9 protein-coding genes and 2 riboswitches are annotated in these 13680 nt (G+C 69.1%); of the genes, 6 read left to right on the plus strand and 3 right to left on the minus strand.

Annotation, left to right across the window (positions count from 1 at the left end; all coding sequences use genetic code 11):
• Positions 1 to 7: 7 nt before the first annotated feature.
• Positions 8 to 171, minus strand: a riboswitch (cobalamin riboswitch).
• A gap of 91 nt (positions 172 to 262) precedes the next feature.
• Entirely contained in the window at positions 263 to 973 is a 711-nt protein-coding gene (locus EV649_RS00690) for a FadR/GntR family transcriptional regulator (RefSeq protein WP_130379428.1), read from the minus strand.
• A 132-nt stretch (positions 974 to 1105) separates the two neighbouring features.
• Here EV649_RS00690 and EV649_RS00695 point away from each other — a divergent pair, with 132 nt between their 5' ends.
• From EV649_RS00695 to EV649_RS00715, 5 genes are read left to right on the plus strand one after another with little or no spacing between them, the layout of a single operon-like run.
• Positions 1106 to 2716 carry an ABC transporter substrate-binding protein gene (locus EV649_RS00695; protein ID WP_241997631.1) on the plus strand — a complete coding sequence of 537 codons (1611 nt, stop codon included), beginning with the start codon at positions 1106 to 1108 and terminating at the stop codon, positions 2714 to 2716.
• An 11-nt stretch (positions 2717 to 2727) separates the two neighbouring features.
• The gene (locus EV649_RS00700; RefSeq protein WP_130379432.1) at positions 2728 to 3687 is read left to right on the plus strand and encodes an ABC transporter permease; all 960 of its coding nucleotides are present in this window, start codon (positions 2728 to 2730) and stop codon (positions 3685 to 3687) included.
• Positions 3687 to 5651 (plus strand): dipeptide/oligopeptide/nickel ABC transporter permease/ATP-binding protein, encoded by a 1965-nt coding sequence (locus tag EV649_RS00705; protein ID WP_130383449.1) that lies wholly within the window; start codon positions 3687 to 3689, stop codon positions 5649 to 5651. The genes EV649_RS00700 and EV649_RS00705 overlap by 1 nt, the downstream gene beginning before the upstream one ends.
• The gene (locus EV649_RS00710; protein WP_130379434.1) at positions 5648 to 6667 is read left to right on the plus strand and encodes an ABC transporter ATP-binding protein; all 1020 of its coding nucleotides are present in this window, start codon (positions 5648 to 5650) and stop codon (positions 6665 to 6667) included. The genes EV649_RS00705 and EV649_RS00710 overlap by 4 nt, the downstream gene beginning before the upstream one ends.
• Positions 6664 to 7599 (plus strand): dihydrodipicolinate synthase family protein, encoded by a 936-nt coding sequence (locus EV649_RS00715; protein WP_130379436.1) that lies wholly within the window; start codon positions 6664 to 6666, stop codon positions 7597 to 7599. Before EV649_RS00710 ends, EV649_RS00715 begins: the two co-directional genes overlap by 4 nt.
• A gap of 13 nt (positions 7600 to 7612) precedes the next feature.
• On the opposite strand, the gene surE is transcribed toward EV649_RS00715, so the two are convergent.
• Complete coding sequence (surE, locus tag EV649_RS00720; protein ID WP_130379438.1) at positions 7613 to 8383, minus strand: 5'/3'-nucleotidase SurE; 771 nt, start codon at positions 8381 to 8383, stop codon at positions 7613 to 7615.
• 12 nt (positions 8384 to 8395) lie between these two features.
• Entirely contained in the window at positions 8396 to 12097 is a 3702-nt protein-coding gene (gene cobN, locus EV649_RS00725) for a cobaltochelatase subunit CobN (RefSeq protein ID WP_130379440.1), read from the minus strand.
• Positions 12098 to 12131: 34 nt separating this feature from the next.
• Positions 12132 to 12273, minus strand: a riboswitch (cobalamin riboswitch).
• 137 nt (positions 12274 to 12410) lie between these two features.
• Between cobN and EV649_RS00730 the strand changes: the two genes are divergently transcribed.
• The gene (locus EV649_RS00730; protein ID WP_130379442.1) at positions 12411 to 13679 is read left to right on the plus strand and encodes a vanadium-dependent haloperoxidase; all 1269 of its coding nucleotides are present in this window, start codon (positions 12411 to 12413) and stop codon (positions 13677 to 13679) included.
• The last annotated feature ends 1 nt before the right edge of the window (position 13680 follow it).

Here is a 13680-nt window from a genome sequence, read left to right on the forward strand (position 1 = left end):
CGACAATCGCGAGCCTGCGGACGGCAGCAGATGTCCTGGCTTCCGGGCCACGTTGATGCTCATGGCTCCCGGTCACAGTGGCGGGACCGCCCCGGACTCCCAGCACGCTGGTCACCGGTGTTCCTCCACAACCGTCGGCCCGATCATGGCACATCCGCCCGCGCCACAACGCACCCCGGTCACGTGGGCCTCACCACGTACCGTGTGCCATGATCAAGGCCTGCCTCAACGGCGACCGCACGCGGGCAGACCATCCGGTCCGCTACTGATCGGCCGGCCGGCTTCGGTACGGGCCGGTGCCGAGGCGGGCGCGGACCTCGCCGAAGTGCAGGTGGACGGACTCTTCCGCCCGGTCGGCATCACCCGAGGCGATCGCGTCGACCACGCGTTGATGCCGCGCCGCGGTTTCGCCTGGTGACCCGGCGACGGTCTCCAGGTCGGTCTCGACGGCCCGGTAGACGTCCCAGAACAGGCCGACCAGCTCGCGGGCCAGCGGGACCCCGGCCGCGTCGCAGATGTGCTCGTGGAACGCGCGGTCCGCGGTCGCCGCGTCCGGGCCTTCGACCCGCATCCGCTCGACGCAGCCGGACAGCTTCTGCTGGAGCTCGCCGTCGCCGGTTCCAGCGGCGCGACGGGTCAGCTCGGTCTCGAGGATCTCCCGGATCTCGAGCAGTTCCCGCAGCCGCTCGGTGCTGCTGCCGGACGAGCGGGTGCGGAACAGCAGCCAAGGGTGCAACACCGCCGAGCTGGCCGAGCCGACGAAGGTTCCGTAGCCGTGCCGGACCTCGACGATCCCCAGCGCCTGCAAGGCTTTGAGCGACTCCCGGACCGAGTTGCGACTGACGCTGAAGTCGTCCATCAGCACGCTCTCGGGAGGCAGCGCGGCGCCGGGCTCCAGATTGCGTTCGATGATCAGGTCGGCGATCGCGTTGGCGAGCTCGTCACTGCGTTTCGGCTTGAGGCGACCAGCCATCGGTGTCTCCTCCGGTCTTGACCGACCCGGAAACAGACTCTTAAGGTCGGCACTCATAGGACGTAGGACGTAGTACGTCCCATAACCTACCTCCTCTGAAGCTCCGCCACACCCCCTGCCGCTGGAGGCATCGTGAACCAAACAGGGTTCGACCGCCGCTCGTTCCTGAAGTACTCCGGTGCGCTCGGCGCAGCCGCGACGATCACTGGTGGATTGTCGGCCTGCAGCAGCGGCCCCGCCTCGACCGGAGCCGTCGGCGCCGGAGCGGACACCGGCCTGGTCACCGCGGTGATCGGCTACGGGAACAACCAGAGCTGGGATCCGACCATGAGTGCCTCCGCCTTCACGATGGCGGCGATGCAGCACATCTACGAGGGCCTGCTCGACACCGACCCGATCACCCGGCAGCCGTACGCCGCTCTGGGCACGGAGGTACCGGCCGACCTGAACGCCACCTCCTGGAAGTTCACCTTGCGGGACGGGGCGAAGTGGCACGACGGCGAGTCGGTCACCGCCGACGACGTCGTCTTCACCTTCCAGCGGATCCTCGACCCGAAGCTGAAGGTGCTCACCTACAACTTCTTCGCCAGCTGGCTGAAGGAGGTCAAGAAGGTCGACGACAAGTCCGTGGAACTGGTCCTGAACTTCCCGTTCCCCGACGGGGCGCCCCGGCTGACCATCGCGAAGATCATGCCCAAGCACGTCTTCTCCCAGGCCGGAGCCTGGGACCTGGCCAAGAACGGCAAGGCGGTCGGGTCCGGTCCCTACAAACAGGTCTCGCACCAGCCGAAGTCGAACACCACCTTCGAGTCCTTCGCGGACTACAACGGCCCCCGCCCGGCGGCGTTCAAGAAGATGAACTGGCTGAGCATCGTCGACTCCTCCGCCCGGGTCGCGAAGATCTCCGGCGGCAGCGCCGAGGCGCAACTCTCCGACAACATCCCGTACGCCAACATCGAGCAACTGAAGACCTCGGGCCTCACGGTCGAGGGCGGCAAGGGGATGAACCACCTGTTCCTGATGTTCAACACCGCGACCAAGCCGTTCGACGACGTCCGGGTCCGGCAGGCGCTGTTCACCGCGATCGACACCCAGAAGATGATCGAGGTCGCGCTCAAGGGCCGCGGCAAGGCGAGTACGTCGTTCCTGAACGAGGAGAACCCGGCCTACGCCAAGGCGAAGACCGTCTACAGCTACGACCCGGCGAAGGCCAAGGCGTTGCTCGCCGAGGCCGGCGTGACGAACCTGTCGATCAACCTGCTCGCGGTGAACGTGAGCTGGATCGTCGACTGCCTGCCGACCATCGCCGCCTCCTGGAACGCGATCGGCGTGAAGACCACGCTCGAGCCGCAGGACACCGCAGCGGTGTTCACCAAGATGGACCAGCACGCCGACTACCAGGTGGTCGCGGCGGCGTCGAACCCGAACCAGTTCGGCGCCGACGCGGACCTGATCCTTCGCTACAACTACACCCAGGGTGGATCGTGGATGAAGTACACGCGCTGGGAGACCAGTGCCGGCGCCAAGGTGATCTTCGCCAAGATGGACGAGGCCGTCCGGGCCACCGACGCGGACACCAGGACCAAGCTGACCCACGAGTACCTCGATCTGGTCGCCGAACAGGCGGTGCTGTATCCCGTCGTCCACACCGAGTTGATGACGGCCTGGGACTCCAAGAAGCTGAGCGGGATCAAGGCGCAGCCCTATCCGGGGATCAACCTGCTGCAGGCGAAGCGGGCCTGAGGTAACCGACTGTGGCCGTCATCGTCAGAATGCTGGTTCGCCGGCTGCTGCTGCTGGTTCCGTTGCTGCTCGGCATCATCGCGTTCGTCTTCCTGGTGATGCGGTTCTCCAACAACGATCCGGCGGTCGCGTACTTCCAGGGCGCCAACCCGACCGAGGAGCAGTTGCACAGCTTCCGGCAGGAGAACGGTCTGCTGGACCCGCTGCCACTGCGCTATGTGCACTTCGTCGGTGACCTGCTGCACGGCGACCTGGGCACCAGCGTGCTGACGAAGGCGCCGGTGCTCCAGTCGGTCACCACCGCGATGCCCCTGACGTTCCAGCTCACCCTGTTGGGACTGCTGATCGCACTGGTGCTGGCCTTGCTGCTCGGTGTCGTCGCCGCGATCTTCAGGGACCGCTGGCCGGACCAGGCGATCCGTCTGGTCTCACTGATCGGCGTGGCCGCGCCTTCGTTCTGGCTCGCACTACTGATGATCCAGTACCTCGCCGTCGACCGCGGCTGGTTTCCGCCGAGCGGTTACGTGAATCCGGCCGACGGGATCGCGCCCTGGCTGCGGACGATGGCACTGCCGGCGCTGGCGCTGTCCTTGCCGGTGGCCGCGCAACTGACCCGGATCATTCGTACGTCGGTCGTCGAGGAGCTCGACAAGGACTATGTCCGGACCGCCATCGGCAGCGGCCTGCCGCCGGTCGTGGTGGTCGGACGCAATGTTCTGCGGAACGCGCTCATCAACCCGCTCACCGTGCTCGGCCTGCGGATCGGGTACCTGCTCGGCGGAGCCGTCGTGATCGAGCAGATCTTCACGCTGCCGGGGATGGGCACGCTGATGATCAATGCCGTCCGCGACGGTGATCCGGCCGTGGTGCAGGGCGTCGTACTGACCATCGCGGTCGGCTTCGTGGTGGTCAACCTCGTCGTCGATGTGCTGTACCTGCTGGTCAACCCGCGACTGAGGAGCGCTGCGTGATGCGCGCACGACTGGCCGGGCAACTCTCCCGTCCGGGGATCAACTTCAAGCGGCTGCCGCCGGCGGCCTGGCTCGCTGTCGCGGTCCTCGCGGTGGTGATCCTGGCCGCGGTGCTCGCTCCGCTGCTGACGCCGTACGACATCTTGACGCAGGAGGACGCCGGCGGCGGCCCGTCGGGGGCGCACTGGTTCGGGCTCGACAGCGCGAACCGTGACATCTTCACCCGGCTCGTGTACGGCGCCCGCTGGTCGCTGATGATCGGTCTCGGCGCGACCGCGCTCGCACTGACCGCGGGCGCGATCGTCGGAGCGGTCGCGGCCACCTCCCGCAAGGCGGTCGACGAGACCGTGATGCGGCTCCTCGACGTCGTGATGGCATTCCCCGGGATCGCGCTGGCCGCCGTCCTGGTGGCGGTGTTCGGTGGATCCGTCCCGGTCCTCGTGATCGCGATCGCCTTCCTCTACACGCCGCCCGTCGCCAGGGTGGTCCGCGCCAACGTGCTCGCGCAGTACGGCGAGGACTACGTGGTCGCGGAGAAGATCATCGGCGCCCGCACCCCGCACATCCTGCTCCGGCACGTGGCGATCAACTGTGCCGCTCCGGTGCTGGTGTTCTGCACGGTGATGGTTGCCGACGCCATCGTCTTCGAGGCGTCGCTGTCCTTCATCGGGGCCGGGGTGCGACCGCCGGAGCCTTCCTGGGGCTCGGTGATTGCCGACGGCAAGAACATGGTGCTGCTGGGTGGCTGGTGGGCGACGGTGTTCCCGGGACTGCTGATCCTGATCACCGTGCTGTCCCTGAACATCCTGTCCGAGGCCGTCTCCGACGCGTGGGCGGCGCCGGGCGGGCGTCGGGCCGCGAGCAAGAAGCAGGTCAAGGACGCGCTGGAGAGCGCGCAGCCGGGCTCCGGCGAACTCGTCGAGCTTCCCGGTCTGGACCTGGCGGCGACGCGGCTGCGGGAACGAGCGCGGCCCTTGCCGGACGGTGAACCCATACTGTCCGTCCAGCAGCTGGCGATCGGCTTCGAAGGCCGGCACGACGGGGTGGACGTCGTCGACGGGATCAGCTTCGACGTACGGCCCGGCGAGGTGCTCGGTCTGGTCGGCGAGTCCGGCTGCGGCAAGTCGCTGACCGCGCTCGCCGTGATGGGGCTGGAGCCGCGGGGCGCCCGGATCCGTGGCCGGATCCGGTTCGACGGCAAGGACCTGCTGAGTCTGCGGCGCTCGGAGCGGCGCCGGCTGCTCGGTCACGACATGGCGATGATCTACCAGGACGCGCTGTCCTCGCTGAACCCGGCGATGACGATCAAGGCGCAGTTGAAGCAGGTGGTTCGCCGCGGCGGACGGCGTACTCCGGCAGACCTGCTGGAACTGGTCGGACTGGATCCCGAGCGCACCCTGACCAGCTACCCGCACGAGCTGTCCGGTGGTCAGCGCCAGCGGGTGCTGATCGCGACGGCGTTGTCCCGGGAACCGAAGCTGATCGTCGCCGACGAGCCGACCACGGCACTCGACGTCACCGTGCAGGCGCAGGTGATCCAGCTGCTGCTGCGGCTGCGAGCCGAACTCGGCTTCGCCCTGATCCTGGTGTCGCACGACCTGGCACTGGTCGCCGACGTCACCGATCGGGTGGTGGTGATGTACGGCGGTCAGATCGTCGAGACCGGTGTCACGGCGGACCTGGTCGGCGAGCCCGCGCACCATTACGCCCGTGGCCTGCTCGGATCGGTCCTGTCCCTGGAGTCCGGCGCGGCCCGGCTGACCCAGATCCGTGGCGTGGTGCCCTCGCCGGCCGACTTCCCTGCCGGGTGCCGATTCGCCGACCGGTGCCCGATGGTCACCGATCTGTGCCGCGACACCGCCCCCGAACTGACGGGCCGCCCGGCGCGGCATCTGGTGGCCTGCCATCACCCGGCAGTCACCCTCGACCTTCCCGAGCCGCTGGAGAAGGAGGCGCTGCGATGACAGAGCCGGTGCTCGAACTGTCGGACGTGCACGTCGTGCACCGAGCCAGGTCCGGTGGTCTCTTCAGCAGAGACCGGGTCTATGCGCTGACCGGGGCCGACCTGACCGTCGCCGCCGGTGAGACCGTCGGCGTGGTCGGCGAGTCCGGCTGCGGGAAGTCCACGTTGGCCAAGGTCATGGTCGGTGTCCAGCGACCGACCGAGGGCAGGGCCTCGTTCCGGGGCCAGGACATCTGGTCGATGAAACCGGCCGAACGCCGCGAGGCCATCGGCGCCGGGACCGGGATGATCTTCCAGGACCCTTCGACGGCACTGAATCGCCGGCTGCCCGTTCATCGGGTACTGCGTGATCCGCTCGACGTGCACCGTCACGGCACCGTTGCCCAGCGCAACGAACGGGTGCGGGAGCTGATGGCGCTGGTGGGGCTGCCGCGGAGCGTCTCCGACGCCCTGCCCGGCCAGTTGTCGGGCGGCCAGCGACAGCGCGTCGCGATCGCCCGGGCACTGGCACTCGAGCCGTCGCTCCTGGTCGCCGACGAGCCGACCAGCGCTCTCGACGTCTCCGTGCGGGCGCAGATCCTCAACCTGCTGCTGGACCTCAAGGAACGCCTCGGCCTGGCCATGGTGTTCGTCTCGCACGACATCCAGACCGTCCGCCGGATGAGTGACCGGGTGGTCACCATGTACCTCGGCCGGATCGTCGAGCAGGCACCGGCGGCCGGTATCGCCCGGCAGGCGCGGCATCCGTACACCCGCGCGCTGTTCTCGGCGACCCCCGGCCTGATCTCGCCGATCGACCCGATCCCGCTGGTCGGGCCGGTGCCGTCGGCCACCCGGCCGCCGAGCGGCTGCCCGTTCCGGACCCGCTGCTGGAAGGCCGACGACACCTGCTCCGGTTCGATGCCCGAGTTCGAGTCCGATGCCGCCGCCCCGGCGCACCTGTTCCGCTGCTATCACCCCGTGGTCGCGCGCGAGTCCACCGATGACCTGATCACCCAAGCTTTGGAGCGTTCATGACCCTGCCCGCCCGCCTGACCGGCGTCATCCCACCTGTCTGTACGCCGTTCACGCCGGATCACCGGGTGGACACCGCCTCCCTGGTCCGGCTGGTCGACCACCTGATCGACGGCGGAGTGAGCGGCCTGTTCGTCCTCGGCTCCACCTCCGAGGTGGCGTACCTGCCGGACGGACATCGCCGGGTGGTGCTCGACACGGTGGTGGGCCACGTGGCAGGCCGATTGCCGGTGCTGGCAGGTGTCATCGACATGGCGACCCTGCGGGTGATCGACCACGTCCGGACGGCGGTCGCGGCCGGTGTGGACGGCATCGTCGTCACCGCGCCCTTCTACACCCGCACCCATCCGGCGGAGATCGACAACCACTTCCGGATGGTCGCGGCGGCCGCGGGGCTCCCCGTGTTCGCCTACGACCTACCGGTATCGGTGCACTCCAAGCTCGGCGCAGATTTGGTGCTGCAGCTCGCGGCCGACGGAGTACTGGCGGGTCTGAAGGATTCCAGCGGCGACGACGGCGGTCTGCGCAACGTCGTCCTGAGGGCGCGCGACCGGGGTGACATCACCGACTTCAGCGTGCTCACAGGCTCCGAGCTGACCGTTGACAACGCGCTGTGGATGGGAGCCGACGGAGTGGTCCCGGGGCTCGGCAACGTGGATCCCCACGGCTACGTCAAGCTCTACGGCCACGCGGCCGCAGGCGAATGGGAGGACGCGCGGGCCGAGCAGGAACGGCTGGTGCGGCTGTTCGAACTGATCGGGGTCGGCGACCCGGCCCGGATGGGCACCAGCTCCTCCGCCCTCGGGGCCTTCAAGGCGGCGCTGCAACTGCGTGGCGTGATCAAGTACGGCGTGATGGCGCCACCCCAGATCCCCTTGGACGCCGACGAGGTCGCACGCGTCGGGAAGTACCTGGTAGCAGCCGGCCTCCTCTGACCAGGCAGCGGACCTACTGCATCAGGCGCTTCGCCAAAGCGGTCGCGGCGGCGTCGTCGCGGACCTCGCGGATGCCGACGATCGGTGTGACCGTCACGAAGCCTTCGGACAGCAGGGCCTCGTCGGTGCCAGGGACTGTGGCGGCCTGGGGGTAGCGCTCCAGGGCGATCATCGGTTCGCCTGACGGAGCTGTCGTGGCGACGAGACGGGTACGCCGGTTCACGGCCAGTGACGCGTGCCGTACACCGGCCAGCTGATCCAGCGGACGGTCCGGCACGTTGATCGTCAGCACCGTCCCGGCCGGCTCGCCGGCGACCCACCCGAGCGCCTCGCCCGCAATCGTCGCCGCGGTCGCCCAGTGCTCCGGGGCGTCCGCGTCGAGGCTGACGGCAACCGCCGACGTACCCGTCTCGGCCGCCGTCAGGGCCGCTGCGACGGTGCCCGAGTGGAAGATCGACACGCCGATGTTCATTCCCCGGTTGATCCCCGACAGCACCAGATCCGGCGGCGGGCCGAACGCGCCGGCCTGCGCCAGCGTCACCGCGACTGCCGGGGTGCCTTCGATCCCGACGAACGTCACGCCGTTCTCCACGTCGGACGCGGTCCGGATCGGCCGGTCGACGATCCCGGCCCGCGCGGAGCCGACGCCGCTCTCGTCGATCATCGGAGCGACCACGAGTACGTCGTACCCGAGCTCGGCGATCGCCGGCGCGAGCGCCCGGATCCCTGGGGCCCGATACCCGTCGTCGTTGGTGATCAGGACCCTCAGCGGCTCAGACGGCATACGTCTACCCAATCAGCCGCGGTCCTCGATGTCACCCTCCGTCTCAAGGACTGCGTTTCGCAGCGTCTCCAGCGCCTCGGCCGACGGCTCCGCCCACAACCCGCGTTGCGCCGCCTCCAGCAGCCGTTCCGCGATCCCGTGCCGTGCCCACGGGTTCGACTTGCGGAAGAACTCGGCCATCTCCGGATCGGCGACGTACTCCGTGGTCAGCGACTCGTACATCCAGTCGTCGACGACGCCCGCGGTCGCGTCGTACCCGAACAGGTAGTCCACGGTCGCGGCCATCTCGAACGCGCCCTTGTACCCGTGCCGCCGCATCGCCGCCATCCACCGCGGGTTCACCACGCGGGCCCGGAAGACGCGCTTCGCCTCCTCGTCCAAGGTCCGGGTGCGAACCTGTGCGGGTACGGCGGAGTCGCCGACGTACGCCTTCGGGTTCGCCCCGGTGAGGTGCCGCACCATCGCGATCATGCCGCCGTGGTACTGGAAGTAGTCGTCGGAGTCCATGATGTCGTGCTCACGGGTGTCCGCGTTCTTCGCCGCGACCTGGATCCGGGCGTACGCGCGTTCCATCGAGCCGCGGGCCTCGGCGCCGTCGAGATCCTTGCCGTACGCGTACCCGCCCCACACGGCGTACACCTCCGCCAGCTCGGCGTCGGTACGCCAGTTCCGCGCGTCGACGAGCGGCAGCAGACCGGCGCCGTACGAACCGGGCTTGGAGCCGAACACCCGCGCTGTCGACTGCCTCAGGTCATTGCCCGCAGCAACGTCTGCCTCCACGTGCGCGCGCAGGTAGTTGCTAGCAGCATCTTCATCCAGGGCGGCGACCGTGCGCACCGCTTCGTCCAGCAGCGTGACTACGTGTGGGAACGCGTCCCGGAAGAAGCCGGAGATCCGGATCGTCACGTCGATCCGCGGCCGGCCGAGCTCCTCCAGGCCGACCACTTCGAAGGTGGTGACGCGTCGCGAAGCCTCGTCCCAGACCGGGCGGCAGCCGAGCAGCCAGAGCACCTCGGCGAGGTCGTCACCCTGCGTGCGCATGGCCGACGTACCCCAGACGGTGAGGCCGACGGACCGCGGCCACTCCCCAGTTTCCGCCTGGTGCCGCTGCAGCAGCGAGTCGGCGAGCGCGACACCGACGTCCCAGGCGTTCCGGCTCGGGATCGCCTTCGGGTCGACCGCGTAGAAGTTGCGGCCGGTCGGCAGCACGTTCACCAGCCCACGAGTCGGCGACCCGGACGGCCCAGCCTCGACAAACCGGCCGTCCAACGCACGCAACACGTTCGCCACTTCGTCTCCGGTCCGCGCGAGCCGCGGCACAACCTCGGTCGCAGCAAACGTCAACGAAGCCTCGACCTGCTGGGAAGTCCGGCCGAGGACCTCGCCGACCACGACCGGGACCTTCGCCGCGTCCCAACTCAGCGTCTCCATCCCCACCACGAGCTTCCGTGCAACGGCCTCCAGAATGTCGACGCCGTCCGCGCCACTGACCGCCGGCAGATCGGCCAGCGTCGCGAGGTCGGCGAGGTCGACGGCTGCCCCGGGGTTGGCGAGCAGTTCGGCCTCGTCCACTCCGAACGTGTTTCCCAGCGCGGTCCGCAGACCGGCGATCGAGTACGAACCGCCCCACAGTTGCCGAGCGCGCAGTACGGCGAGCACCAGGTTGACCCGCGCCTCACCGGCCGGCACCCCGCCCAGCACATGCAGCCCGTCGCGGATCTGCACGTCCTTGATCTCGCACAGATATCCGTCGAGATGCAGCACGAACTCGTCGAAGTCGTCGTCCTCCGGCTTCTCCGACGTGTGCAGATCGTGGTGCAGCTGCGCCGCCTGGATCAGCGTCCAGATCTGTGCCCGCAACGTCGGCACCTTCTCAGGGTCGAGCGCCGACACGGTCGCGTATTCGTCGAGCAGGTACTCCAGCTTCGCCATGTCGCCGTACGTCTCGGCCCGCGCCATCGGCGGCACCAGGTGGTCGACGACCGTCGCGTGCGCCCGCCGCTTCGCCTGTGTCCCCTCGCCGGGGTCGTTGACGATGAACGGGTACACCATCGGCAGGTTCCCGAGTACGGCGTCTGGCGCGCAGCCGGCCGCCATCCCGATCCCCTTGCCGGGCAGCCATTCCAGCGTGCCGTGCTTCCCGAGGTGTACGACGGCCTGCGCGCCGAACCCGCCCTCGTCGGGTGACGCCTCCAGCCAACGGTACGCCGCCAGGTAGTGGTGCGACGGCGCCATGTCCGGGTCGTGGTAGATCGCGACCGGATTCTCGCCGAAGCCACGCGGCGGCTGGATCATCAGTGCGACGTTCCCGAACCGCAGCGCCGCGAGCGCGATCGCCGGCTCGTCACCCGACGTGTCGACGTACAACTCCCCCGGCGCCTCGCCCCACGCCCCGGTCATTGCCTCCTGCAACGACTCGGGCACCCGGCCGAACCAGGTGGCGTACGTGGACAGCGGGACCTTGGCGACCGCGTTGGCCAGCTGCTCGTCCGTCAGCCAGTCGACGTCGTGCCCACCCGCCGCGATCAGCCGGTGAATCAGCCCGTCGGCCCCGTCCGCTCCCTGCAGCTCGCTCAGATCGAGGTCGCCCAGGTCGTATCCGGCGTCCTTCAACTGCCCGAGCAGGACGACCGCCGACGCCGGAGTGTCCAGCCCGACCGCGTTCCCGATCCGCGCGTGCTTGGTCGGGTACGACGACAGCACCAGCGCGATCCGCTTCTCGGCCGGCGGAACGTGCCGCAGCCGGGCATGCGCGACCGCGATCCCGGCCAGCCGCGCGCACCGCTCCGCGTCCGGCGCATACCGCGCCAGACCGTCGGCGTCGTACGACTTGAACGAGAACGGGACCGTGATCAGCCGCCCGTCGAACTCCGGGATCGCCACCTGCGTCGCCGCGTCCAGCGGACTGACGGCCGCGTCGCTCTCCACCCACTGCTCGCGGGTCGAGGTCAGCGCGAGCCCCTGGATCAGCGGGATGTCGAGCGACGCCAGCGCGCCCGCATCCCACGCGTCATCCGCACCGCCCGCGCTCGCGTTCGCCGCCACGGCGCCGCCTGCGGCGAGGAGAGTGGTGACCAGTACGTCGCACTTCCGCAGTAGATCGAAGAGCCCGACATTCTCCGCCGGGTCGAGCCCGCGAAGAGTCCCGCAGTACACCGGAAGTGGTTGCGCGCCGGCATCGGCGACCGCCGCTGCGAGCGCGTCGACGAAGGCGGTGTTCCCGGAGATCTCGTGCGCGCGGTAGTACACGATCCCCACCACGGGCCGGTCGTCGTCGACGAAGGACCCGCGGACGCCGTACGTCGGGAGCGCGTGCGGCGGCTCGAACTCGTCGCCGGTCAGGAGCAGCGTGTCGCGCAGGAAGCCGGCCAGGTTGCGGAGGTTGTCCGCGCCGCCTTCCCGCAGGTAGGCGAGCGCCTCGGTGACCGCACCGGCGGGCACGGTCGACAGCGACATCAGCTCGGCGTCCGGTGCGGCCTCGCCGCTCACGACCACCGCGGGCTTCCCCGAGGCGAGGACCGCGTCGAGCCCGTCCTCCCACGCACGGCGCCCACCGAGCAGGCGGACGACGACGATCTCGGCGTCGTCGAGCAGCGGTCCGAGACCGGCGAGCTCGAGCCGGGCCGGGTTCGCAACATTCCACCCGGCATCGGCGGCGGCGGCCGCCAGCAGATCGGTGTCGGCAGTGGACAGCAACAGCAGCTTCGCAGGCATGCGCACGCGTTCCTTCCCGGGGTATCCACGCCCCGACTTCAGGTACGACGGCGGCAGTTCCTGACTCCCCTTCACGGGTCACAGTGGCGGGACCGCCCCGGACTCACACCGGGTTCCTGCTGATGCCGTCGATTGACGTCGCGACTCTATCCGACGCCGCCGCAGCGCATTGCAGAGCCAACGCTTGATGCTTGACCGCGCTAGACCACGAGTGTTAGGCCGGATGAAGAGGGCTTGACTCGCTGACCCCCTCCAGCAGCGCACAACGTTGCTTCAGCGCAAGTCGTTCGACTTTCGACTGAAGGAGATACCTGTGCGCTTCAAACACGCTCTTGCCACGTCCGTCGTGCTGGTCGCCGGACTCGCCACCTCGGCCGTCACGGTTCCGGCCGACGCTTCGGCCCGCCGTTCCGATCCCGCGGTCGTCACCACCTGGAACACGATCGCCACCCGCACCATCTTCACCGAGAACGCCACCCCGGTCCCGGTCGGCACGCTGTACTACGGCTTCGTCTCGATCGCCGTGTACGACGCAGTGGTGGCGATCGAGGGACGCTACCGGCCGTACCTGCGACAACCTTCGGTCCACGGCAAGGCGTCGACCGAAGCCGCGGCCGCCACGGCGGCGTACCGCGTTCTGAGCAACTACTTCCCTGCCTCCGCTTCGAACCTCGCCTCCGACTACGCCGCCTCGCTCAGCGGCATCCCCGACGGTTCCGCCAAGAGCCGTGGGCAGCGAGTTGGCGAGGCCGCGGCAGCGTCGCTGATCGCGGCACGGACGAACGACGGGCGTGGCGCGCCCATCACGCTCGACGTCACGCCTGCTCCGGGTGTGTGGCGCCCGACCCCGGAACTCCTCGCGCCGATGCTTGCTCCCTGGCTCGGCTTCGTACGGCCGCTCGCCCTGAAGTCGCCGACCCAGGTACGGCTGCCCGGTCCCGACCCGATCACGTCGAAGGCCTACGCCCGTGATTTCGCCGAGGTGAAAGCGACGGGCGCCGGCGTCGGGTCGTCCCGGACCCCCGAACAGACCCAAACCGCACTGTTCTGGAACGCGCCCGTGCCCGTGCAGTACAACGCGGCGCTACGGGACCGGACGGCGAGCAGCGGGATGGACATCGTCCGGACCGCGCGAGCCTTCGCGCTCCTCAACACCAGTACCTCCGATGCTGTGATCGCCTGCTGGCGGGCGAAGTACGACTACGCGTACTGGCGACCGATCACCGCGATCCGGCTGGCGGACACCGACGGCAACCCCGCGACCGCAGCCGATCCCACCTGGAGCCCGCTCGTCGCGACACCGCCGTACCCGGATTATGTGAGCGGGCACGCCTGCCTCACCGGCGCCGCATCGGAGACATTCAGCCGCCTCTTCGGAGCAAGCTCGATCGACATCGACGTCTCGTCCTCGGTCACCTCGACGAGCCGCCACTACGAAACCGCAGCGGCGCTGGACGCGGAGACCAAGAACGCCAGGATCTGGCTGGGTCTGCACTTCCGTCAGGCGATGGACGACGGCAACCGGCTCGGGCACCGCGTCTCCACCTGGGCCGCGACCCACGAGTTCCAACCAATGCACTGAA

Source organism: Kribbella sp. VKM Ac-2569, assembly GCF_004216905.1.
Taxonomy (GTDB): Bacteria; Actinomycetota; Actinomycetes; order Propionibacteriales; family Kribbellaceae; genus Kribbella.

What these genes read in the sequence shown, in the direction of transcription:
- EV649_RS00690 (WP_130379428.1), bottom strand. Translation starts at nt 973, where the DNA reads ATGGCTGGTCGCCTCAAGCCGAAACGCAGTGACGAGCTCGCCAACGCG.
- EV649_RS00705 (WP_130383449.1), top strand. Translation starts at nt 3,687, where the DNA reads ATGCGCGCACGACTGGCCGGGCAACTCTCCCGTCCGGGGATCAACTTC.
- EV649_RS00710 (WP_130379434.1), top strand. Translation starts at nt 5,648, where the DNA reads ATGACAGAGCCGGTGCTCGAACTGTCGGACGTGCACGTCGTGCACCGA.
- EV649_RS00715 (WP_130379436.1), top strand. Translation starts at nt 6,664, where the DNA reads ATGACCCTGCCCGCCCGCCTGACCGGCGTCATCCCACCTGTCTGTACG.
- surE (WP_130379438.1), bottom strand. Translation starts at nt 8,383, where the DNA reads ATGCCGTCTGAGCCGCTGAGGGTCCTGATCACCAACGACGACGGGTAT.
- cobN (WP_130379440.1), bottom strand. Translation starts at nt 12,097, where the DNA reads ATGCCTGCGAAGCTGCTGTTGCTGTCCACTGCCGACACCGATCTGCTG.